This is a genomic window from Sphingomonas agri (genome assembly GCF_038148795.1).
Taxonomy (GTDB): domain Bacteria; phylum Pseudomonadota; class Alphaproteobacteria; order Sphingomonadales; family Sphingomonadaceae; genus Sphingomicrobium; species Sphingomicrobium agri.
Window position 1 is genome coordinate 817363 of sequence record NZ_JBAPEU010000002.1, and the last position, 22298, is coordinate 839660.

Here is a 22298-nt window from a genome sequence, read left to right on the forward strand (position 1 = left end):
GAAAAGGTTTGGCCGTGCGGACACTAGTCCGCTAGCAACGGCGGCAAATAGCTAGAGGCTTGGCAATGACATTTCTGCGCGCGATCTGGAAACTACTGGTCGGGGTGAAGGACGCGCTCGTCCTCCTCGTCCTGATCCTGTTCTTCGCCGGCCTCTATGGCGCTCTGTCCGCACGGCCCGCGCCGGTGAGGGACGGCGTGCTTCACCTGAACCTCGACGGCAGCGTGGTCGAGCAGCCTTCCCGCCGCCAGTGGGCGGACGTCGCCGGTTCCAGCCGGATCCAGGAATATCGCCTGCGCGACCTCGTCGCTGCGCTCGACAAGGCCCGTGACGACGGCCGAGTGAAAGCGGTCGCGCTCGACCTCGACGGTTTCACGGGGGGCGGAGCCACCGCCATCGGTGATCTTGCCGACGCGGTCCGGCGCGTACGCGGCGCCGGTAAGCCTGTCATCGCCTATGGCGTCGGTTTCACGGACGACAGCTACGCACTTGCATCGGCGGCATCGGAAATCTGGCTGAACCCGCTTGGCGGCGTGCTGGTCACCGGCCCCGGCGGTTCCAACCTCTATTACAAGGGGCTTCTCGACAAGCTCGGCGTAACCGCCAACGTCTACCGGGTCGGCACCTACAAGTCGGCGGTCGAACCCTACATCCGCAACGACATGTCGCCTGAGGCGAGGCAGAATTATACCGCGCTCGATGAGGCGAGGCTCGAAACCTGGCGCCAGGAAGTGAAGCAGGCCCGGCCGAAGGCCAATATCGACCTGTTTCTCTCGAACATGAACGGCGCCGTCGCCGCTGCCGGCGGCGACATGGCCAAGGCCGCCCTCCAGGCAGGACTCGTCGACCGCATCGGCGACCGCCGCGATTTTGAATCCCGCCTTGCCGATCTTGGCGGAGGAGCCGGCGAGCATGGATCCGCTTTCAAGCGCATTTCGCTGGGTTCCTACGTCGGCGATGTCGTCAACCAGAAACCATCGGGCCCCATCGGGGTCGTCACCATCGCCGGCATGATCGTCGACGGGAAGGCAGGACCGGGCACTGCCGGCGGCGATACGATCGCAAGCCAGATCCAGGACGGCATACGAAACCGCGGCGTCAAGGCGCTGGTCGTGCGCGTCGACAGCCCGGGCGGATCGGTGCTTGCATCGGAGCGGATCCGGCAGGCCCTGGTCGAAGCAAAATCGAAGAAGATCCCGATCGTAGTTTCGATGGGCAGCGTCGCTGCATCGGGCGGCTACTGGGTCTCGACCCCTGCCGACTTCATCTACGCAGAGCCCTCGACCATCACCGGTTCGATCGGCGTGTTCGGGGTGTTGCCCAGCTTTCAGGGCACCCTCCAGAAGCTCGGAGTCGGCGCCGACGGGGTCAAGACGACGCCGCTCTCGGGCGAGCCCGATCTTCTCAAGGGCCCCTCGCCGCAGGCCAGCCAGCTCCTGCAGACGGGCGTTGAGTCGATGTATGGCCGTTTCCTCAGCCTCGTTGCCCAGTCACGCCACAAGACACCCCAGCAGATCGACCAGATCGCGCAGGGGCGCGTCTGGGATGGCGGCACCGCGCGGCAGATCGGCCTCGTCGACGGTTTCGGAGGCTTCAGCGATGCGATTGCCAAGGCGGCGCAACTTGCGGGCCTCGGTAACGAACGCGGCGTCCGCTACCTCGAGGCGCAGCCCAGCCTTCGCGATCAGCTCATCGCGACGCTTGCCAACACCAACGACGATGACTCTGCGACACCGACCGACGCCTTCTCAACGCTCGCACACGAACCCCAGCAGCAACTGGCGTCCGTCCTTGCCGAAGTCCGCTCGATCCTGTCCGGCCCCAGTATCCAGGTGCGCTGCCTCGAATGCCCGGCGGTCGCCCCGGCGCGCATCGAGCAGAAGGATCTGACGCTCCTGGGGTTCGTCAAAGGCTGGCTGAACTGAAGCCGGTGAAGGGCCGGCCGGTTCAGATGTGGATCGGCTTGCCCTGAACCGCCATCGCCGCTTCCTTGAGCGCTTCCGAGTGCGTCGGGTGAGCATGGCAGGTATAAGCGATATCCTCGCTCGTCGCGCCGAACTCCATCGCCTGCGCTGCCTGCGCGATCATCGTCCCTGCAACCGAGGCGATCATCCAGACGCCAAGAACCCTGTCCGTCTTCGCGTCCGCGACGACCTTCACGAAGCCATCGGGCTCGCGGTTGGTCTTGGCGCGGCTGTTCGCGAGCATCGGGAACTTGCCGACCTTCACCTCGCCTGACTTGCGAGCCTCCTCTTCGGTGAGGCCAACGCCCGCGATCTCGGGCATGGTGTAGACGACCGAGGGAATGATCTCGCGGTTCACGATGCCCGTCAGTCCGGCGATGTTTTCAGCGACCGCAATGCCCTCGTCCTCGGCCTTGTGGGCGAGCATCGGTCCCGGGATCACGTCGCCGATTGCCCAGATGCCCGCGACCTTGGTGCGGAACTCGTGGTCGGTCTCGATCTGGCCGCGCTGGTTGGTCTGGAGTCCCGCTTTCTCAAGACCAAGACCCTCGGTGTTGGGCCGACGCCCGATCGAGACAAGCACGACATCGGTCTCGATGGTTTCCGCTGCTCCGCCGGCCGCTGGCTCCACTGTAAGGCTCACCGTGTCGCCCTTGCGCTCGGCCTTGGTGACCTTGGTCGAAAGCCTGAACTCGAAGCCCTGCTTCTTGAAGATCTTGTTGGCTTCCTTGCGAACCTCGGCGTCAAAGCCTGGGAGGATCTGGTCGAGAAATTCGACGACCGTCACCTGAGCTCCCAGACGTCGCCATACCGAGCCGAGCTCAAGTCCGATGACGCCGCCCCCGATCACGACCATCCGCCGCGGCACTTGCTGGAGCTCGAGAGCCCCGGTCGAGTCGACGATGCGCTCCTGGTCGATGGTTATGCCGGGCAACGGAGTGACCGATGAACCGGTGGCGATGACGACGTTCTTCGCACGCACCGTCCGGTCACCGACCTTGACCGTATCCGCGCTCTCGAACGTGGCCAGCCCCTTCAGCCATTCGACCTTGTTCTTCTTGAACAGGAACTCGACGCCCTGGGTGAGGCCCTTCACGGCCTCCTTGCGGCTGCCGTGCATGGTATCGAGATCAACTTCGACACCGCTCGTCTTGATGCCCCATTTGGCAAGAGTGCCGTGTGCCGCTTCCTCGAACAGCTCGGAGGCATGCAGAAGCGCCTTGGAGGGAATGCAGCCGACGTTGAGGCAGGTGCCGCCAAGCGTTTCGCGGCTTTCTGCGCAGGCCGTCCTGAGACCAAGCTGGGCCGCGCGGATCGCGGCGACATAGCCTCCCGGGCCCGCGCCGATGACAAGCACGTCGAAATCATAGGCGTCGGCCATCAAATGCTCCGTCGAGTGGATTTGAGGCGCGACTTAGGTTGGCAGCACCCGAGCCGCAAGCTCGACGCCCGAAAACTAGAGGTCGATCAAGAGGCGCGTCGGGTCCTCGATCGCCTCCTTCACGCGCACGAGGAAAGTCACTGCCTCCCGTCCGTCGATCAAGCGGTGATCGTAGCTCAGCGCCAGATACATCATCGGCCGGGCCACGATCTGTCCGCCCTTTACGACCGGCCGCTCCTCAATCCGGTGCATGCCGAGGACTGCCGACTGGGGCGGATTGATAATCGGCGTTGAGAGCAGCGAACCGAAGACTCCGCCGTTGGAAATGGTGAAGGTGCCACCCTGCATCTCCTCGACCGTAAGGGTGCCGTCCTTTGCGCGCCTGCCGAAATCCGCGATCGTCTTTTCGATATCCGCAAAGCTCATGCTGTCGGCATTGCGCACGACGGGCACGACAAGACCCTTGGGTGCAGAGACGGCGACCGAGACGTCGAGATAGTCGTGATAGACGATCTCCTCTCCCTCGATGCTGCCGTTGACGGAAGGCACGTCCTTCGCGGCCAACGCGCAGGCCTTCACGAAAAAGCCCATGAAGCCGAGGCGGATGCCGTGCTTCTTCTCGAAAAGGTCCTTGTACCGGGCGCGGGCATCGATGACCGCGCTCATGTCGACGTCGTTGAACGTCGTCAGCATGGCCGCCGTATTTTGCGCTTCCTTGAGGCGCCGGGCGATCGTCTGCCGAAGCCGCGTCATCTTGACGCGCTCCTCGCGCCGCTCGCCCGCTCCGCCCGCGGGCCGGGCCTGCGGCGCAGGTGCCGCGGGAGCCGAGGGTGCCTTTGCCTCGGGCGCTCCTGGACTGGGCGGGCCCTTCGACTGGGCGGCAGCGATCACGTCGTCCTTGGTCAGCCGGCCGTCCTTGCCCGTGCCCCGGATCTTCGTCGGGTCGACATGATATTCGAGCACCGCCCGCCGGACCGCCGGCGACAAGGTCGTGATGTGCTCTTCCTCCCGATCGAGTTCGGCAACCGGTGCAGGCATCTCCGCGCGAAGCGCTGGAGTTTCGCCGGCGCCCGGCGGATTGGCCGTGCCGGCCGCAGCGGACTGGGCGGGGGTCGGGGCCGCCGCCGCCGCGCCGGCGGTCGCCGTTTCGTCGATCCGGGCAATAACGGCGCCGACCGCGACATTGTCGCCTTCCTGGGCGAGTTGCTCGGTCAGAACACCGGCAACGGGCGATGGAACCTCGACGCTGACCTTGTCCGTCTCGAGGCTCGCGATCGGCTCGTCGGCGGCAACGGCCTCCCCCGGCTTCTTGAGCCACTGGGCGAGCGTTCCTTCGGTGATGGATTCGCCGAGCGCCGGAACTTCAACATCAGTGGCCATGGTTTCCCTTTATTCTGCAGCGACCGGCGGCCGCTCGGTTGCGGCGCGGCCGCCGCTTGTTGAATCGTGACCGAGCGCAGCGGCAATGAGCGCCGCCTGTTCGGCAACGTGACGCTTGGCAAGGCCCGTCGCGGGCGAAGCGCTGGAATCTCGACCTGCATATTGCGGCCGCATGCCGGCGCGCCCGGAATCGGCGAGACATTGCTCGAGCAGGTCTTCGACGAACAGCCAGGCGCCGTTGTTCTTCGGTTCTTCCTGCGCCCAGACGAGGTCGGTGAGCTTCGGCATCGCTTTGAGGCGTCTCAGCAGAGGCTCCGAGGGGAAGGGATAGAGTTGCTCGATGCGCACGATTTCGACACCAAGATCGCCCGCCGCATCACGCGCTTCCATGAGCTCGTAGGCCAGCTTGCCCGAGCACAGGACCAGTCGGCGGGTTTCCCCTTCGGCGGGGGGATTGAGGTCGCTGAGGATCCGGCGGAAATGGCTCTCCCCCGTAAAATCCGCGATGCTCGAAACCGCGAGCTTGTTCCGCAGCAGCGACTTGGGCGTCATCATCACGAGCGGCTTGCGGAAATCCCGCCGCATCTGCCGCCTAAGGATGTGGAAATAATTGGCGGGGGTCGTGCAGTTGGCGACCTGGAAATTGTCCTCCGCGCAAAGCTGCAGATAGCGTTCAAGACGCGCCGAGCTGTGCTCCGGGCCCTGGCCTTCGAAGCCGTGAGGCAGCAGCATGACAAGGCCGCTCGCACGAAGCCACTTGGCCTCCCCTGCGGCGACGAACTGGTCGATGATGCTCTGCGCACCATTCGCGAAATCGCCGAACTGCGCTTCCCACAAAACGAGCGTTTTGGGGTCGGCAAGCGAATAGCCATATTCAAAGCCGAGCACGCCGAATTCTGACAGCGGACTATCGCGCACTTCGAAGCGTGCCGGGCCGATGCTCGTCAGCGGGATGTATTTCTGGCCGGTCTGCTGATCGACCCAAACGGCATGCCGCTGGCTGAAGGTTCCGCGGCCGCTGTCCTGACCCGACAGGCGAACGCCCAGGCCTTCCGCGACCAGGCTCCCGAAAGCCAGCGCTTCCGCGGTCGCCCAGTCGAAGCCCTCGCCCGACCCGAACATCTCCTTCTTGGCATCCAGGATGCGCTGAAGGGTCTTGTGGATCACGAAGCCCTCCGGAACACTCGTCAGCACCTCGCCGAGACGCCGGACCTCCTCGTTGCTGATCGCGGTCGGAATATTGCGGCGGCCAAGAACCGGCTCGTCGGGGCGACCAAGTCCTGCCCAGCGACCCTCGAACCAGTCGGCCTTGTTGGGCAGGTAGGAAACTGCGCCTTCGAACTGGTCTTCGAGATGAGCGACGTAATCCTTCGTCTGCTGCTCGATCCAGGCCTGGTCGACCACGCCTTCCCCGATCAGCTTCTGGCCATAGGTCTGGCTGATTGGCGGGTGTTTCTTGATCGCCGCGTACATTTGCGGCTGGGTGAAGCTCGGCTCGTCGCCCTCGTTGTGGCCGAAGCGCCGATAGCACCACATGTCGATGACGATGTCGCGGCCGAACGTCTGCCGGAACTCGATCGCGAGTTTGCAGCAGAAGGTCACCGCTTCGGGATCGTCGCCATTGACGTGGAGGATCGGCGCCTGGATGCCCTTGGCCACGTCCGACGGGTAGGGCGAGGACCGGGCGAACTGGGGGCTTGTCGTAAAGCCGACCTGGTTGTTGATGATGAAGTGGATGGTCCCGCCGGTTCCATAGCCGGGGAGCCCGGAGAAGCTGAGGCACTCCCAGACGACGCCCTGGCCTGCAAAGGCGGCATCGCCGTGGAGGAGCATCGGAAGAACCGTTCTCCCGCGCTGGTCTTCGCGGATCGTCTGAAGCGCGCGTGCCTTGCCCAGGACCACTGGGTCGACCGCCTCGAGGTGCGAGGGGTTGGGAAGCAGCGAAAGATGGACCCGGTTGCCGTCGAACTCGCGGTCGGACGATGTTCCAAGGTGGTATTTCACGTCGCCCGAGCCGCCGACATCGGCGGGATTGGTCGCGCCGCCGGCGAACTCGTGGAAGATCGCCTGCGCGGGTTTTCCCATCACGTTAGAAAGCACGTTGAGGCGACCGCGATGGGCCATGCCGACGTCGATCTCGGTAACGCCCATGAGGCCGCCATACTTGATGACTGCTTCCAGCGCGGGAACGGCGCTTTCGCCTCCGTCCAGGCCGAAACGCTTCGTCCCGACATATTTGCGGGCGAGGAATTTTTCCCACTGCTCGGCGTGGATGACCTTGGCGAGGATGGATTGCTTGCCCTCGGGTGTGAAAGTGATCTCGGCGTCCTTGCCTTCCATCCGGCCCTGGAGGAAGCGGCGCTCATCCACATCGTTGATGTGCATGTATTCGAGGCCGACGTGTCCGCAGTAGTTCCGCTGCAACACCCGCACGATCTCGCGGACGGTCGCCTGTTCGAAGCCGAGCGCGCCGCACAGCCACACAGGCCGATCAAGATCATTGTCGCTAAAGCCGTGATATTCGGCCGTGAGGTCCGCCGGGACCTCGCGTCTAGTAAGCCGCAGCGGATCCAGGTCCGCGGCAAGATGACCGCGCACCCGGTAGGTGCGGATCAGCATCATGGCACGGATCGAATCCTCCGCGGCGCGCCGAATTGCCTGGGGATCGCTGCTAGCCTGGGCAACGCGCTCGGCGACTGCGGCCTTCACCTTCTCGATCGTCGCCTGGGTCGGATCGAGACCAAGGTTCAGGTCATCGAGTTCGGCCAGGGGCCAGTTCGACCGTGCCCAGCTTGGACCTTTTTCCTGTTCCTCGATACGCGCCACTTCGTTCATGCCGAAACCAGCAACTCCTTGAGGGTCCTACCCAGTTGAGATGGGCTGGGGCTGACAGTAATTCCAGCCGCTTCCATCGCCGCGATCTTGCTTTCGGCATCGCCCTTCCCGCCCGAGACGATGGCGCCGGCATGGCCCATGCGGCGTCCAGGAGGAGCAGTGCGCCCGGCAATGAAGCCTACAACGGGCTTCCTGCGTCCGCGTTTCGCCTCGTCCGCAAGGAACTGAGCTGCATCTTCCTCCGCGCTGCCGCCGATTTCGCCGATCATGATGATCGATTGAGTCTCATCGTCGGCAAGGAACATCTCGAGGATGTCGATGAATTCCGTGCCCTTTACGGGGTCTCCGCCGATACCGACGGCAGTCGTCTGCCCGAGGCCTTCGTTCGTCGTCTGGAACACGGCTTCATAAGTGAGCGTGCCGGAACGGCTGACGACGCCCACGCTCCCCTTCTGGAAGATGTTGCCGGGCATGATCCCGATCTTGCATTCGTTGGGAGTGAGTACACCCGGGCAATTGGGGCCGATCAGCCGGGACTTGGAGCCCGAGAGGGCGCGCTTCACCTTGACCATGTCGAGCACCGGAATGCCCTCGGTGATCGCAACGATGAGGGGCACCTCGGCATCGACTGCCTCGAGGATCGAATCTGCCGCGAATGGCGGCGGAACGTAGATCACCGAAGCGGTTGCGCCGGTCTTGGCGACCGCTTCGTGGACGGTATTGAACACCGGGAGGCCGATATGCTCGGTGCCGCCCTTTCCCGGGGTAACGCCCGCGACCATTTGGGTGCCGTACGCAAGCGCCTGCTGTGTGTGAAACGTCCCCGTTTCACCAGTCATGCCCTGCGTGATGACCTTGGTATTCCTATCGACGAGGATGCTCATTGCTTTGTCGTACCTGCGTTCATTGGAGCAGCGGAGGTCGGATACATTCCGATTTCCAGCACCGTTGACCCATCCTCGCGGTACCTGAACTGCTTGGCGTAACCGAGCTCAGGATGGCTCACGGTCCATATCGGCTCATACATGTCGGGAATCCATTTTGGGGAAACTTCCTTGTCCGGCAGCCCCTCGAGAAAGGCGCCCATCGCCTCGCGCTTGGAAACCGAATTGGAATCCAACGCACAGGTCCTTGCGATGCTTCCTGGCTGAAGCTGCTTGTACTCGGTAAAAATGAGGTAGGTTGAAGGCGGCTCGCTGAGCTTCACGATGGTCCGATGGGAAATGGATTCCGGGAAGGCCAGATAGTCGAGAAAATTGTACGGTTCGCCCGGTTTCAGTACCCGCCCGCGTGCCGGCGAAAGCTTGAACGAGCCCTCGATGCAGGCCTCGCGGTAAGCCGCGATTGCGGGACTGACGGCCGTCTCGGACGGAGCTGGTGAAGCTTGCATCAATAACAAGGAGGCAGCGAGGGCCGGCATTCAGGCGACGGCTTCTTCCGCAAGCGAGTTGTCAATCTGCCTGCACGCTTCGAGCAGTTCCTTTACGGCATCGACACTGACGTTGAAATTGTCGCGGGCCTGTGGGTCGAGTTCGATCTCGACGATCCGTTCGACGCCGCCCGCGCCGATCACTACCGGAACGCCGACGTAGAGATCGTTGACGCCGTACTGGCCGCTGAGGTGCGCGGCACAGGGAAGGACGCGTTTTTTGTCCTTGAGGAAGCTCTCGGCCATCGCGATCGCGCTCGTGGCCGGGGCGTAATAAGCCGATCCGGTCTTCAACAGGGCGACGATCTCGCCTCCGCCGCCGCGCGTGCGCTTGACGATGGAGTCGATCTTTTCCTTGGTCGACCAGCCCATCTTGATGAGATCCGGGATCGGGATCCCTGCAACCGTTGAATAGCCGACGACGGGGACCATCGTGTCCCCGTGGCCCCCAAGCACGAAGGCGGTGACGTCCTCGACGCTGACGTTGAATTCCTCGGCAAGGAAATGACGGAACCGCGCGCTGTCGAGCACTCCTGCCATGCCCACCACCATGTGCGGCGGAAGGCCTGAGAATTCGCGCAACGCCCACACCATCGCATCGAGCGGGTTGGTGATGCAGATAACAAATGCGTTGGGAGCGTGGGTACGGATGCCCTCGCCGACCGACTTCATGACCTTGAGGTTGATGCCGATCAGATCATCACGGCTCATGCCGGGCTTGCGGGCAACGCCGGCGGTCACGATGCAGACGTCCGCGCCAGCAATGTCGGCATAATCCGACGATCCCTTCAGGCTGGCGTCGAAATCATCGACCGGGCCTGCCTGCGCGATGTCGAGCGCCTTACCCTCGGGAATACCTTCGGCGATGTCGAACAGGACGATGTCACCGAGTTCACGCATTGCCGCGAGGTGGGCGAGCGTACCGCCGATCATGCCGGCGCCGATAAGGGCGATCTTCTTCCGAGCCATTAGGCCAGTTTCCTCTGCTGTTGCGAGCGCACCGAGGACCGGGCGCGATATTTTGGCGGCGCTCTAAACCGGCAGGCAGAGTCGGGCAACCGCCTTGGAAACGGGACCGGCCGCTCGGCGCCTTTCAGCCAGATGAACAGCTTCGAAACCCTGCACCGGACCAATCGTTAAATGTGGGCAGCCCGACGTGGCTGATGAAAATAGGAGACAATCATGAGGAAGATTCTTCTCGGACTGTCGAGCGCCGCTGCCGTTATGGCCGTGACGGCCGCTCCGGCACCGGCAAAGACCTACGTCTGCACCAAGTGGGATAATGGCGTCTGCGTCTCGATGCACCGCGTCAAGGGAACACCTCCGGCGCGCGCGGTCGGATATGTCTACGGCCCGAATTATACCTACACGGCGCTTACCGACATTCCTCAGCCGGTCGTGACCTATTACAAGCTCGGCTCGAACATGCGCTACGTCTACGACGACGGCTATCTCTATGAGGTCGACCCGACGACCTACGCGATAACGAAGGTTATCGACACGTACAGCCACTAGGCGCTCGGCGCCCAGGACCAGGAAGGGCCGCCCGATGCTTTGGGCGGCCCTTCGTTTGGGACGGACCGAGGGCCCGGAGACGCGACAAAAAGCACTCGGCATCGCAACTGCAAGCGGCCCGCAATCGTTTCGTCCGCAGTTCAATCCAGAAATTGGAGACAGCATGAGACATTTGCTTCTTCTCGCCGGCGCGGCGGCCCTCGGCCTTGCGGGGCCTGCACTTGGAAAGCCGGGCAACGGTCACGGTCACGGTCACGGTGACGGTGACGGGGATTTTGGCGGCTGTCCGCCTGGCCTCGCCAAGAAAAACAACGGGTGCATGCCGCCCGGACAGGCCCGAAAGCTCGCCCGCGGCGAGAGATGGCAAAGCGGCTACGGCACGCTCTATTCCTACGGCCGCATCCCATACGACGTAAGGCGGCGCTACGATCTCAGCACCCGCTACCGCTATTATTACAACGACGGATATCTCTACGCGGTCGACCCGCGGACGATGCTGATCCAGCAGGTAGTGGGCGCGCTTCTCCGCTAGCAATCAATTCCGGCCTCAGCCGCCGGCGGGGCTTCCAGCCGCTGCCGGCGCGCTCTGGCTCCAGCGGGAACCCATGACGCCTCACCGGCACATCGGGCAACCGGACGCGTCCTGCCAGACGTCGGCCAGAGGAAGCGAACGCTTGACTCTTCCAAAGGCGCATCGGCGCGTGCTAGCGGCCCACTCAACAAGGAGTTGAGCGCTTGGCCGAATTCTTCCTGCCCAGGAACAGTACCGTCAAAAAGGGACGCGAGTGGAAGCCCGAAGAGGGAAAGCGCCTCAAGACGTTCAAGATCTACCGCTATGACCCCGATAGCGAGGCGAACCCACGCTGGGACCGTTACACCATCGACCTCGACAAATGCGGACCGATGGTCCTCGACGCGCTCATCAAGATCAAGAACGAGATCGACCCGACGCTGACGTTCCGGCGGTCGTGTCGTGAAGGGATCTGCGGCTCGTGCGCGATGAACATGGAGGGGCGCAACGGGCTCGCCTGCACGACCTCCATCGATGAATTGAAGGGCGACGTTCAGATCACGCCCTTGCCGCACATGGACGTGGTGAAGGACCTCGTTCCCGACCTGACACACGCTTATGCGCAATATTCCTCGATCCAGCCGTGGCTGAAGTCGGTGAGCCCGGCTCCATCACGCGAGCGGCTGCAGAGTCCGGAGGACCGCTCCAAGCTCGACGGACTTTATGAATGCATCCTTTGCTTCTGCTGCTCGACGAGTTGCCCAAGCTATTGGTGGAACTCCGACAAGTTCCTGGGACCCGCAATTCTCCTCCAGGCCTATCGCTGGCTCGCGGACAGCCGCGATGAAGCCACGGGCGAGCGGCTCGACCAGCTCGAGGACCCGTTCCGGCTCTATCGCTGCCACACAATCATGAACTGCGCGAACGTCTGTCCCAAGGGTCTCAACCCTGCAAAGGCGATCGCCGAGACCAAGAAGCTGATCGCCGAACGGACAGCGTGAGCGACGAGGGTACGCAAAACGAGGAACTGATGGAGGACGTCGGCCTTCCTCGCGGAGCCGCGCCCGATCCGGACAATCCCGGTTGGTACAGCTGGGGCGACTTCCCACCGTCGAGCTTCGCTGCAGCGACGGGGCGGCTGCTGTTCAAGCCTGACGGGCCTGGACGCGGAATTTGCCGGATGTTCCCGACCGAGGCGCACATGAACATGGGCGGGTCGATCCACGGCGGCGCGGTCATGAGCTTCATCGACATGTCGATGTTTGCCGGCGGTCTTTGCGGAGGAATGGACCGCGCGCACTACGTGACGCTCCATCTCAGCACCCATTTCCTCCACCGGGGCCAGGCCGGCTCTCCGCTCGATGCTTACGTCGAACTCGTCAGGCAGACGCGCGGGCACGCTTTTCTTCAGGGCGTCGTCAAGCAGAACGGCGAGAATTGCTACAGCTTCAGCGGGACACTCAAGAAAGTGAACCGGCCCAACGCACCGGCACGATGACTGCACCGGTCCGGGCGGCGTACGACCAACTCATTGCCGCGGGCGAGCTGAAGCCGGATCCGGCTCAGGCGCGCGCCGTGGCTGCGCTCGACAGGCTTGCAGCCGGGATCGCGAACGGAAACGGCTTCCTTTCACGGCTCTTCAAGGAGCCGTCGGAAAGCCCTTGCGGGGTTTATCTCTGGGGGGGCGTCGGCCGCGGCAAGTCGATGCTCATGGATCTCGCCTTCGTCGACATCAAAATCGAGCCCAAGCGCCGCGTCCACTTCAACGAGTTCATGCTGGAAACGCATTCGAGACTGAGGCAGGCCCGGGAGCGCGGGCAGGGCGATCCCATAGACCCCGTTGCCGAAGAGATTGCAGCGGGCGCAAGCCTCCTGTGCTTCGACGAGATGCAGATCACCAATCCTGCCGACGCGATGATCGTATCCCGGCTGTTCGGCAAGCTGCTCGAGCGGGGCGTGAAAGTCGTCACGACGTCAAACAGGGCCCCGCGCGATCTCTACAAGGGCGGGCTCAACCGTGAATTGTTCTTCCCGTTCATCGAGCTCATCGAACGCCGGATGCTTGTTGTCGAGGTCGACGGGCCCGTTGACTACCGGCTCGACCGTTTGACCGGCGTCGAGGTCTGGCACCTGCCGAATGGTCCCGCCGCCACCGCCGCCCTCAGCCAGGCCTTCTTCCAGCTGACGGACTATCCGGTCGAGGACCGGGCGAAAGTTCCTTCCGAGGATATCGAAGTGGGCGGCGGGCGCACGCTTCACGTGCCCAAGAGTCTCAAGGGTGTCGCGGTCTTCTCGTTCAAGCGCCTTTGCGGCGAACCGCGCGGTGCGGCCGACTATCTCGCGATCGCCCGTCGTTTTCACACGGTCATCATCGTCGGCATTCCGGTCATGGGACGGGAAATGCGCAACGAAGCGGCGCGCTTCGTCACGCTCGTGGACGCCCTGTACGAGCACAAGGTCAAACTGCTGGCGGCCGCCGACGCTGAGCCTGAAGGTCTCTATCCGGCCGGCGATGGCAGCTTCGAATTCCAGCGCACCGCCAGCCGCCTCGAGGAAATGCGGAGCGCAGAATATCTGGCGGAGGGGCACGGCATCGCCGCTTGACGCGCTGGCGCGGAAGCGTAGCGTCGCGCAACTCATTTTCCGGGGAGGGGATCTATGCACCGACTGTTGGCCGCAGCATCGTTCATTGCGCTTGCATCAACGGCCGCGGCCGGGGCGGGACCGCAGCTTACGCCGGTTCAGCGTCAGTCGACGCACGCTATGTTCGAGCACATCGTCAATACGCCCACCGTCATCGGACGCCACAAGGTACCCGAGATGGCGCAATATCTTGCGGACCAGTTCAAAGCGGGGGGCTTTCCGGCGGCCGACGTGCACGTGCTTCCCTATCACACCGGAAGCGCGACGACCGGCGATGACGATACCGCCGCCCTGATCGTCCGCTGGAGGGCCGCCGGGACGCCCAGGGCCAAGCCCCTCCTCCTCATGGGCCACATGGATGTCGTCGAGGCAAAGCGCGAGGATTCGACCACGGACCCGTTCGTGCTCACCGAGCGCGACAATTATTATTATGGCCGGGGCACCATCGACATGAAGGATGGCATAACGGCCATCACCCAGGCGATGATCAATCTGCGGGCCGCGGGATTCAAACCGAGCCGTGACATCGTGGTCCTGTTTACTGGCGATGAAGAGACCAACGGAATCGGTGCAAGAAAGGGTGCGAGCGATTGGCTCGACCTTCTCGGCCATCCGGAATTCGGTCTCAATGCCGACGGCGGCGGCGGCGGATTCAATGTCGATGGAAGCCCTGCCGGCTTTTCGATGCAGACTGCCGAGAAGACCTTCGCAAGCTATACGTTCACTGTGCGAAACCGGGGCGGACATTCGTCAAAGCCGCGCAAGGACAATGCCATCTACAGCCTTGCTCACGCCCTCGACAAACTGGAGGCATACCGCTTCACGCCCAAGATGAACGAGACGACCCGGGCTTATTTCACGGCCCGGGCAAAGATGGAAAAAGGGCCGCTCGGCGACGCCATGCGGCGCTGGCTTGCAAATCCCAATGACGGCGAGGCCGCCGATTTCATCGAGGCGAGCGAGAGCGAGGTCGGGCTGACGCGGACCCGCTGCGTGCCGACTCGCCTGTTCGGCGGGCATGCCGACAATGCGCTTCCCCAGCTCGCAACCGCGATGATCAATTGCCGGATCTTTCCGGGTGAGGATCCCAATACGGTCAAGGGAGAGCTGGAGCATATCGTGAACGACCCGACCGTCGTGGTCACCCGGAACGACGATTACGTCGCCTCGCTTGCCTCTCCGCTCCGGCCCGACGTCACGGCAGCATTCACGCGCGCGGTACAGGCGCTTCATCCCGCAATGCCGGTCTTTCCCGAGATGTCCACGGGCGCCAGCGATGCCCGGCCCTTCCGTGTCGCGGGGATTCCGATTTACGGCACCAACGGGGCCTGGGTGCAGGTCCCGACCGACTTTCGCGCGCACGGAAAGGACGAGCGCATTCCGGTCCAGTCCCTCTACGACAATGTCGTCCACTGGGAGCTGATGCTGAGGGATCTCGCCGGAAAATAGTTCACGAACTGAATAGCTTGACTGCGATAGCCCACCATCTAGTGGGCCGCCGCATCACTGGAGGAATTGATCGATGCGTTCCCTCGTTGCTCTGCTCTTTGCACTGAGCTCGACCGCTGCACTTGCCGCGGTCGATCCACGTACGGTTCCGACGCAACTGCCGGCCGCGTGGCAGGCAAAGACCCGCGCCCTTTTCAAGCAGGCCATCGAGATTCCAAGCGTCCGGGGACGCGGCGAAGTGCCGCAGGTTGCAAAGCTGCTCGCCGACCAGTTCAGGGCCGCAGGGATCCCCGATGCGGACATTCACTTCATGCCGTACGAGGCGCTTCCCGGCGACAAGACGGAAGCGCTCATCGTGCGGTGGCGCTCGCCGCATCCGACCAAGAAGCCGATGCTGATCCTGGGTCACATGGACGTGGTGGAGGCCAAGCGCGAGGACTGGAAGTACGACCCGTTCGAGTTCCGCGAGGAAGGGGGCTACTTCCTCGGGCGCGGCACGAGTGACATGAAAAACGGCGACGTCGCGACGACGATGGCCGCGGTCAAGCTGATGAGCGAGGGTTTCAAGCCCGATCGCGACATCATCTTCTTTTATAGCGGCGATGAGGAAACACAGGGAAAGGGTGCAACGCTCGGCTCAACGCAGTGGCGCAACCTGACGGACGCCGAGTTCGGGCTGAACGCCGACGGCGGGGGCGCATCGTATGACCGCAACTTCCGACCCCTGGGCTTCGGCATCTCGATGGCGGAGAAGACTTTTCAGACCTATTTCTTCACCACCCATAATCCCGGCGGACACAGCTCCCGCCCGCGGCCCGACAATGCGATCTACGATCTTGCCGACGCGCTTGAGAAGCTTCGTGCCTATCGCTTCGAGCCGATGCAGAACGAGATCACTCGCGGCTATTTTGCCGAGCGCGCCCAGCAGGAAGGCAACAGCCCGCTCGGACGGCAGATCCGCGCCTGGCTTGCCAACCCGAAAGACGGCGCGGCGGCTGACGCCATCGAGGCAAATCCGCTCGAGGTCGGGTTGACCCGCACGCGCTGCGTCGCGACCATGCTGAAGGGCGGGCATGCCGATAACGCGCTTCCGCAAACCGCGCAGGCGACAGTCAATTGCAGGATCTTCCCGGGCGTCGAACCGAAGCAGGTGCAGGCCGAACTCCAGCAGCTCGTCGGTCCCAAGGTCGAGATCGTGGCGGACCCGGGCTATATCGGCGTGCCGACGCCGGCTTCACCTCCGCGTGCAGACGTTATCAACGCGGTCAAGGCCGCGTCTCTTCGCTTTCACGGGCCTGCAATGCACGTGTTTCCGGTGATGTCCACGGGTGCCAGCGACGGCAGTTTCTTCCGCGCGAAGGGCATTCCCGTCTACGACGTCGATGGAAGCTGGGGCATCTCGCCCGACGATGAGCGCGCCCACGGCCTCGACGAGCGAATTCCCGTGCGCGCGATGTACGATGACGTACTGCACTGGGAAATGATCATGAAGGCGCTGGCCGGCTAGGCATCTTTCCTGGCCGCGCCGAGCACCTCCTGTGCGTGGCCTGGAACCTTCACCTTGCGCCATGCGCGAACAACGCGCCCGTCTTGCGCGATGAGATAGGTTGCGCGTTCCATCCCCATATATTTCCGGCCGTACATCGATTTCTCGACCCAGGTACCAAAGGCCTCGGAAATCTTTCCGTCCTCGTCCGAAGCGAGAGGAACGGCGAGGCCGTATTTCCCGATGAATTTCTCGTGGCTCTTCATCGGATCGCGCGACACGCCGACGATCTTCACTCCCGACTTGGCGAACTCGCCGGCTAGGGCCGTGAAGTCCTGCGCTTCCCGAGTACAGCCGGACGTATCGTCCTTCGGGTAGAAATAGAGGACGACGGGCTGACCTGGTGAAGCCAGGTCGATCTTGCTCCCATCGCTCGGCATAACAGTGATTGCCGGTGCCCGGTCGCCTTCGCTGATCATTTCGATGTCCCTTGCCTGATGCTGTTCCAAAGCGTGGCGATCCTGTGCCGCGCAGCTTCGTGCTCTGCAAGAAGCTCCTCCCAGCTTCCTGCGCCGCACGCCTCCGCGACCAGTTGCCAGGTTTCGGATGTGGGCTTGATGTCGCCCGGGGCGACGAGCCGCATCATGACCAGCATGCGCGAAAGCAACTTTAGCGAGTCGACAATATTTGCAGGCACCAAAGAGTCTGCTTCCAGTTCCTCGAGCGCAATTTCGAGCCGGGTACTGAGCCCGACATGTCTGGTCAGTTGAAGAACGTGAACGGCGAACTCGAGATCAACCAGCCCGCCCGGTCCAAGCTTCACGTCGAGCGGACCGTGCGGCGGTTTGTGGCGCGCGATCTCGGCTCGCATCTTCGATGCATCTTCGGCGACTTTCCCATAGTCGCGTGGAAGCCTCAGGATGTCGTCGATCATCGCCGTCACGCGTGCACGCACGTCCGCGGACCCGAAGACCGGGCGCGCGCGGCATAGGGCCATATGCTCCCAGGTCCACGCCTCGTTGCGCTGATAGCGTTCGAAGGCTTCGATCGACACCACGAGCATGCCCTTGGCTCCTTCGGGCCTCAGGCGGGTATCGACTTCATAGAGAGGACCTGCCGCCGTCGGTACGCTGAGCGCGGCGGTCACGCGGCTCGCGAGGCGATTGAAATAGTCGTTTGGTCCGAGGGGTTTCGGACCGTTTGAGGTAGTCCCCTGCGCAGCCGTATGCAGGTAGATGATATCGAGGTCGGACGCGTGTGTCAGTGAGTGGCCGCCGAACCGGCCAAGGCCGAGAACGACCAGTTCGCTGTCTCCAAAGGCGCCGTGTGCGTCCCTGAACTGGCTTTCGGCAGCGCTGCCCAGCGCAACGAGCGCCCCTTCTGCCACGCGCGCATAACCCTCGGTCACCTCCAGCGGGTCGCGGCGGCGATCGATCAATTGCACGCCGAGCGCAAAGCGACGTTCATTGACCAGCCTTCGGGCCCGGTCGAGCGCGATGTCGTAGGGATTCCCGGCCATCGCATTTGCAAGCAGCTGTGCGAAGTCCTGAGGTTCGGGCGGCATGGCAAAGCTCGAGGCGTCGAACAGGCCTTCGAAAAGTTCGGGCCGCCGCGCGAGCTGATCGGCGAGCGCGGGAGCATGGGCGAGAACTTTTGCAAGAAGGCGAGCAAGCACCGGCCGGGCCTCGAGCAGACGGAAGAAATTCACGCCGCTCGACAGGCGTTCGACGATGTCGCCGAGGCGATTGAGCGCATAGTTCGGATCGGGGCCTGCAGCGATCGCCCGCAGCAATCCGGGGAGCATCGCCTCGAACGCCTGTCGCGCAGGAGGTGAACGGAGCGACCGGGCCTTGCCCGAGCGCCAGTTGGCGATGTGCCGGGCAGCGGAGCCGGGGTCCAAGAAACCAAGGGTCTCCAGCTCCTCGCCAAGGATGTCGGGATCATTCGACAGCCGGGCGCTGGTGTCCGGCGCGAGGCCATCGAACAAGGTCCCGACGCGCTCCACATGGGGACGTAGCTCGTCGAGGAGCTCGCTCCCGTCGGCAAGCCCGTGCAGCTGAGCGACATTGTCCAGCCCCGCCGGCTCGAGCGGGAGCAAATGGGTCTGGGCGTCCTCGATCATCTGCACCCGGTGTTCGATGGTGCGCAAAGCGCGGTACGCATCTGCGAGGTCTCCTGCAGCCGCATCCTCGAGGCGGCCCGCCGCCAGCAGCGCGCTGATCGCATCCAGAGTTGCAGGAGCACGCACCGAAGCATCCCTCCCGCCGTGAATCATCTGCTGGATCTGGACGAAGAACTCGACCTCCCGGATGCCGCCGCGGCCGCGCTTGAGGTCGTAGCCGGGCCCGATAATTGCACCTTGCGCGAAATGGTCGCGGATCCTTGCCGAGATCTGGCGCACCTCCTCGATCACCCCGAAGTCGAGTGAACGCCGCCAGACGAAGGGCTGGATGGAGTCCAGGAAGCGCTGTCCGAGCGAAAGGTCGCCGGCCGCAGGCCGCGCGCGGATGAAAGCGGCTCTCTCCCACGGTAGAGCGCTCGATTCGTAATGCGAGATGGCGGCGTTGACCGGAAGGACGATGGGCGTGACCTCGGGCGAGGGCCTGAGCCTCAGGTCCACACGTTGCACATATCCATCGGCAGTGCGCTTCTGCATGATCTCGATGAGGCGTCGACCGACGCGCACGGCGGCCTCCCCGGCATCCTCGCGGCTGCGCCTGGGCAAGGTCTCAGGATCAAACAGGAGCAAAAGGTCCACGTCCGACGAATAATTGAGTTCGTGGCTGCCAAGCTTGCCCATGGCGATCACGGTGAACCCGCGGGGATCGGCTTGCCCGACGCGCTCCGCCATGGTCCCGCGCACCGCTTCGTCCAGCGCCCGGTCAGCAAAGCTGGAGAGCATCGCCGTCACTTCCTCGAGCTGCAGCTCTCCCGAGAGGTCACCGAGTGCGACCGCAAGAGCGAGCCCATGACGCTGGCGCCGCAGGCGCATCTCAAGGGTGTCGCCGTCAGCCCCCAGCGCGAGCTGCGTTGCTGCGATTGCTCCGCTCGTTGCAAAAGTCTCGGCAATGTCGGGCCGAACCTGGATTGACTCGCGCAGGAAAGGTGCGTGATCTGCGGCGCGGCGCAGTGCCTCCGGCCTGCCGCAAGTCGAACCTAACCCGCTCATCGTCCCATTTTCACCGTTTCGCGCCCGACTCGCAGGAAACTTCCGTGCCTGTTGCGTCGTTTGCAATGGCAATGAAGCTGGAACGGGATTCTCATTGGGCGTCGGACCAGAACGCGATGGACCGCCGACTCATCCAGGTCGACATGCCGCCGACGCATGCCGGGATCACGGCTGCGCTTCGCCGCGCGTTCGAGGCCGCGGCAACCGAGCCATGTGATCGGGATTTTGCGGAGCTTTTGCGGCGCTTGAACTGAGGCTTACGCCCGGCGATCACTCGTGGTCGCGGCTGAGCTGGTCGACTTCCCCCATGATCGTCTGCAACGCCGACTTGTCGGGATCGGTCCGGTGCTGGCGCCTTGACGGCAGCTTGCCGCTCGAGAGCAATTGCTCGAGGGCGACCCGACCGCGCGCGACGCGGCTCTTGATCGTGCCCACCGCGCAGCCGCAGATTTCCGCTGCCTCCTCGTAGGCGAAGCCGCCTGCCCCCACGAGGATCAGTGCCTCGCGCTGAGGTTGTGGCAGGTGCATCAGAGCACGCTGCATGTCACCAAGTTCGATGTGCCGATCCTGGCTCGCCGGTGCAGCGAGGATCTTCGAAGCGGTAATATCGTCCCATTCGCCCTTGAATCGCGCGCGCCGCATCTGGCTGAGGAACAGGTTGCGCAGAATGATGAAGGTCCAGGCGCGCATGTTCGTACCGGCCTGGAAGCGCTTGCGCGCGGCCCAGGCCTTGAGCAGCGTTTCCTGCACGAGATCATCGGCGAGATCGCGACTTCCCGAGAGCGAGCGACCGAACGCGCGCAGGTGCGGGATAACCGCCGCAAGCTGATCCTTGAACTCAGGATCCGACAGCGGAACAGGCTCTGCTGAAGCAGTGGCTGGTCGGTCCTCTTCGCGCGCTTCCGTCAAACTAGACCCCACCCGTTAGACTGGCGCGGACGTGGCCGCGCGAGCGTTGATCGAACATGAACAGCGACTGTGACAGAAGCTAGGTGCTCAGGGGCGCCCGACCAAGACGATCACGGCAAAAATAATAATCACCAGCAGCGTGCCAAAGATCAGAACGTTCCTGGCAACGCCAGGAGTCGAACCCGCACGCGCCTCCGTCGCGGTCTCTCGGACCGGAGAATCGGAAGGTCGCGGATCAGCCATTCTGCTCTCGTTACGAAATCACTGTTCGCCCGGCCAACGCGCCGGGCTGAACCGTGTTCCGCTCGTCAGGCCGCCGGGACTGTTGCCGCGTCGAAAAAGAGGGCCTGGGCAATCGCCGCCTTCACCGTCGAGCGCTGGAATGGCTTGGTGATGAGGAAGGTGGGCTCCGGACGAGTGCCGGTAAGCAGCCGCTCCGGGAAGGCCGTGATGAAGATCACCGGGACGGAGAACTCCGCGAGAATGTCCTTGACCGCATCGATGCCGCTCGAATCGTCGGCAAGCTGAATATCCGCAAGGACGAGGCCGGGAGGATTCTGACGAGCCTGAGCAACGGCTTCGTCGCGCGTGACAGCAACGCCCGTCACATTGTGGCCGAGGTCGCGGACGATCGTCTCGATATCCATCGCGATGATCGGCTCGTCCTCGATGATCAGGACGTCGGCGAGGGTTTGCCGCTCGATTTCCTCAAGCGCCTCGGCGACGAGCGAATCGACGTCGGCCGGGGACGCGTTGATGAGATAGGCGGTGTCCTCGGACGAAAATCCTTCGAGTGACGTCAGCAGCAACGCCTGGCGGGAGAGCGGGGTGATTCGGGAAAGGCGCGCATGAGCGATGCCTTCTGCGCCCATGGGGCCCTGCATCGGCTCCTCGCCTTCCTCGACGTTGGCGGTCGACCAGATGGCGTGGAAGGTCTTGTAGAGTCCAAGACGCGGATCGACATCGCGCGGAAACTCGTCGGGCTTGGCGACGATCGCTTCGAGCGTCGCACGGACGAACGCGTCGCCGTGGGTCTGGCTGCCGGTAAGCGCGCGGGCATAACGGCGGAGGAATGGCAGGTGCGGAGCAAGTTCCTGGCCAAGGGACATGATCGGGTATTCTCCCTCGAAATCGTAATTGGCGCCGTCTTAGGCGGCGCGCCTGAATGGTTGCAACCCTGGAAGGAGTTCGAATGTCCGAGCTTGGTCGCCCCCCAGAGATGAAAGCCAATCTGGAACAAAGCACCGGCCATTTGGTTTCCGCGGTTGGGCCGGCCTCGCTGCGACGGCACAATTGTGCTGCGTAGCGGTCGGCCCGATGCGTATCGTCTTGGGACAGTCGCCTGTTCGTGGCTTTAGCAACGAGCCGGTTGCACCGTGGAAAGAGTTGATTATGAGCGCGCAAGGACCCGCGCGTAGGGGGGACTGGAGTTGAGTGCGAAGAAGCGAAGCGACACGGAGGGAGCCGGAGATTCCAGGCGCTCGAAGAAGTCCGCAGCTTCCGATCGGGGCGCGCGCAGGCAGCGCTCCAGCGATCTCGGCCGCGCGTTACGCTCGGCTTACGATGATACGCTTCGTGAAGCCGTTCCCGACGATTTCCTTAATCTGCTTGGAAAGCTCACCTAGAA

General features: G+C 63.4%; 20 protein-coding genes. 10 read left to right on the forward strand and 10 right to left on the reverse strand.

Annotation, left to right across the window (positions count from 1 at the left end):
• Window positions 1-65: 65 nt before the first annotated feature.
• Entirely contained in the window at window positions 66-1925 is a 1860-nt protein-coding gene (gene sppA / locus V8192_RS10965) for a signal peptide peptidase SppA (RefSeq protein ID WP_341633102.1), read from the forward strand.
• A gap of 22 nt (window positions 1926-1947) precedes the next feature.
• On the opposite strand, the gene lpdA is transcribed toward sppA, so the two are convergent.
• From lpdA to mdh, 6 genes are all read right to left on the reverse strand, one after another.
• Window positions 1948-3345 carry a dihydrolipoyl dehydrogenase gene (lpdA, locus tag V8192_RS10970; RefSeq protein WP_341633103.1) on the reverse strand — a complete coding sequence of 466 codons (1398 nt, stop codon included), beginning with the start codon at window positions 3343-3345 and terminating at the stop codon, window positions 1948-1950.
• Window positions 3346-3420: 75 nt separating this feature from the next.
• Window positions 3421-4725, reverse strand: coding sequence for a 2-oxoglutarate dehydrogenase complex dihydrolipoyllysine-residue succinyltransferase (gene odhB / locus V8192_RS10975; protein ID WP_341633104.1), 1305 nt, complete (start codon window positions 4723-4725; stop codon window positions 3421-3423).
• 9 nt (window positions 4726-4734) lie between these two features.
• Window positions 4735-7560, reverse strand: a complete 2826-nt coding sequence (locus tag V8192_RS10980; protein WP_341633105.1) for a 2-oxoglutarate dehydrogenase E1 component — start codon at window positions 7558-7560, stop codon at window positions 4735-4737.
• Entirely contained in the window at window positions 7557-8444 is an 888-nt protein-coding gene (sucD, locus tag V8192_RS10985) for a succinate--CoA ligase subunit alpha (protein ID WP_341633106.1), read from the reverse strand. The genes V8192_RS10980 and sucD overlap by 4 nt, the downstream gene beginning before the upstream one ends.
• Window positions 8441-8980, reverse strand: coding sequence for a hypothetical protein (locus tag V8192_RS10990; RefSeq protein WP_341633107.1), 540 nt, complete (start codon window positions 8978-8980; stop codon window positions 8441-8443). The genes sucD and V8192_RS10990 overlap by 4 nt, the downstream gene beginning before the upstream one ends.
• Entirely contained in the window at window positions 8981-9958 is a 978-nt protein-coding gene (gene mdh / locus V8192_RS10995; protein WP_341633108.1) for a malate dehydrogenase, read from the reverse strand.
• A 213-nt stretch (window positions 9959-10171) separates the two neighbouring features.
• Here mdh and V8192_RS11000 point away from each other — a divergent pair, with 213 nt between their 5' ends.
• The 7 genes from V8192_RS11000 (at window position 10172) to V8192_RS11030 (ending at window position 16614) form a co-directional block, all read left to right on the forward strand.
• Window positions 10172-10504 carry a hypothetical protein gene (locus V8192_RS11000; protein WP_341633109.1) on the forward strand — a complete coding sequence of 111 codons (333 nt, stop codon included), beginning with the start codon at window positions 10172-10174 and terminating at the stop codon, window positions 10502-10504.
• A 163-nt stretch (window positions 10505-10667) separates the two neighbouring features.
• Complete coding sequence (locus tag V8192_RS11005) at window positions 10668-11036, forward strand: hypothetical protein (protein ID WP_341633110.1); 369 nt, start codon at window positions 10668-10670, stop codon at window positions 11034-11036.
• A 203-nt stretch (window positions 11037-11239) separates the two neighbouring features.
• Window positions 11240-12016 carry a succinate dehydrogenase iron-sulfur subunit gene (locus V8192_RS11010; protein WP_341633111.1) on the forward strand — a complete coding sequence of 259 codons (777 nt, stop codon included), beginning with the start codon at window positions 11240-11242 and terminating at the stop codon, window positions 12014-12016.
• On the forward strand, window positions 12013-12513 hold the full coding sequence (locus tag V8192_RS11015) for a PaaI family thioesterase (RefSeq protein WP_341633112.1): 501 nt from the start codon (window positions 12013-12015) through the stop codon (window positions 12511-12513). The genes V8192_RS11010 and V8192_RS11015 overlap by 4 nt, the downstream gene beginning before the upstream one ends.
• A complete protein-coding gene (gene zapE / locus V8192_RS11020; RefSeq protein WP_341633113.1) occupies window positions 12510-13619 on the forward strand; it encodes a cell division protein ZapE in 1110 nt (369 codons plus the stop codon). Before V8192_RS11015 ends, zapE begins: the two co-directional genes overlap by 4 nt.
• Window positions 13620-13673: 54 nt before the next feature.
• On the forward strand, window positions 13674-15107 hold the full coding sequence (locus V8192_RS11025; protein ID WP_341633114.1) for a M20/M25/M40 family metallo-hydrolase: 1434 nt from the start codon (window positions 13674-13676) through the stop codon (window positions 15105-15107).
• A 73-nt stretch (window positions 15108-15180) separates the two neighbouring features.
• A complete protein-coding gene (locus V8192_RS11030) occupies window positions 15181-16614 on the forward strand; it encodes a M20/M25/M40 family metallo-hydrolase (protein ID WP_341633115.1) in 1434 nt (477 codons plus the stop codon).
• Here the strand turns inward: V8192_RS11030 and V8192_RS11035 are convergent.
• Complete coding sequence (locus V8192_RS11035; RefSeq protein WP_341633116.1) at window positions 16611-17072, reverse strand: peroxiredoxin; 462 nt, start codon at window positions 17070-17072, stop codon at window positions 16611-16613. The genes V8192_RS11030 and V8192_RS11035 overlap by 4 nt on opposite strands.
• Window positions 17069-19762, reverse strand: a complete 2694-nt coding sequence (locus V8192_RS11040) for a bifunctional [glutamine synthetase] adenylyltransferase/[glutamine synthetase]-adenylyl-L-tyrosine phosphorylase (protein WP_341633117.1) — start codon at window positions 19760-19762, stop codon at window positions 17069-17071. The genes V8192_RS11035 and V8192_RS11040 overlap by 4 nt, the downstream gene beginning before the upstream one ends.
• A gap of 44 nt (window positions 19763-19806) precedes the next feature.
• On the opposite strand from V8192_RS11040, the gene V8192_RS11045 reads away from it, so the two are divergent.
• Window positions 19807-20016: a hypothetical protein gene (locus V8192_RS11045; protein ID WP_341633118.1), complete on the forward strand. Its 210-nt coding sequence runs from the start codon at window positions 19807-19809 to the stop codon at window positions 20014-20016.
• A gap of 16 nt (window positions 20017-20032) precedes the next feature.
• Here V8192_RS11045 and V8192_RS11050 read toward each other — a convergent pair whose 3' ends face one another.
• Both V8192_RS11050 and V8192_RS11055 read right to left on the reverse strand, forming a co-directional pair.
• Window positions 20033-20671, reverse strand: coding sequence for a sigma-70 family RNA polymerase sigma factor (locus V8192_RS11050; protein ID WP_341633119.1), 639 nt, complete (start codon window positions 20669-20671; stop codon window positions 20033-20035).
• A gap of 308 nt (window positions 20672-20979) precedes the next feature.
• Entirely contained in the window at window positions 20980-21780 is an 801-nt protein-coding gene (locus V8192_RS11055; protein ID WP_341633120.1) for a response regulator, read from the reverse strand.
• A 321-nt stretch (window positions 21781-22101) separates the two neighbouring features.
• On the opposite strand from V8192_RS11055, the gene V8192_RS11060 reads away from it, so the two are divergent.
• The gene (locus V8192_RS11060) at window positions 22102-22296 is read left to right on the forward strand and encodes a NepR family anti-sigma factor (protein WP_341633121.1); all 195 of its coding nucleotides are present in this window, start codon (window positions 22102-22104) and stop codon (window positions 22294-22296) included.
• Window positions 22297-22298: the final 2 nt, after the last annotated feature.

Excerpts from the sequence above, each read along its gene's own strand:
- sppA (WP_341633102.1), top strand. The coding sequence starts at position 66 with ATGACATTTCTGCGCGCGATCTGGAAACTACTGGTCGGGGTGAAGGAC.
- lpdA (WP_341633103.1), bottom strand. The coding sequence starts at position 3,345 with ATGGCCGACGCCTATGATTTCGACGTGCTTGTCATCGGCGCGGGCCCG.
- odhB (WP_341633104.1), bottom strand. The coding sequence starts at position 4,725 with ATGGCCACTGATGTTGAAGTTCCGGCGCTCGGCGAATCCATCACCGAA.
- V8192_RS10980 (WP_341633105.1), bottom strand. The coding sequence starts at position 7,560 with ATGAACGAAGTGGCGCGTATCGAGGAACAGGAAAAAGGTCCAAGCTGG.
- sucD (WP_341633106.1), bottom strand. The coding sequence starts at position 8,444 with ATGAGCATCCTCGTCGATAGGAATACCAAGGTCATCACGCAGGGCATG.
- V8192_RS10990 (WP_341633107.1), bottom strand. The coding sequence starts at position 8,980 with ATGCCGGCCCTCGCTGCCTCCTTGTTATTGATGCAAGCTTCACCAGCT.
- mdh (WP_341633108.1), bottom strand. The coding sequence starts at position 9,958 with ATGGCTCGGAAGAAGATCGCCCTTATCGGCGCCGGCATGATCGGCGGT.
- V8192_RS11000 (WP_341633109.1), top strand. The coding sequence starts at position 10,172 with ATGAGGAAGATTCTTCTCGGACTGTCGAGCGCCGCTGCCGTTATGGCC.
- V8192_RS11005 (WP_341633110.1), top strand. The coding sequence starts at position 10,668 with ATGAGACATTTGCTTCTTCTCGCCGGCGCGGCGGCCCTCGGCCTTGCG.
- zapE (WP_341633113.1), top strand. The coding sequence starts at position 12,510 with ATGACTGCACCGGTCCGGGCGGCGTACGACCAACTCATTGCCGCGGGC.
- V8192_RS11025 (WP_341633114.1), top strand. The coding sequence starts at position 13,674 with ATGCACCGACTGTTGGCCGCAGCATCGTTCATTGCGCTTGCATCAACG.
- V8192_RS11030 (WP_341633115.1), top strand. The coding sequence starts at position 15,181 with ATGCGTTCCCTCGTTGCTCTGCTCTTTGCACTGAGCTCGACCGCTGCA.
- V8192_RS11035 (WP_341633116.1), bottom strand. The coding sequence starts at position 17,072 with ATGATCAGCGAAGGCGACCGGGCACCGGCAATCACTGTTATGCCGAGC.
- V8192_RS11040 (WP_341633117.1), bottom strand. The coding sequence starts at position 19,762 with ATGAGCGGGTTAGGTTCGACTTGCGGCAGGCCGGAGGCACTGCGCCGC.
- V8192_RS11055 (WP_341633120.1), bottom strand. The coding sequence starts at position 21,780 with ATGTCCCTTGGCCAGGAACTTGCTCCGCACCTGCCATTCCTCCGCCGT.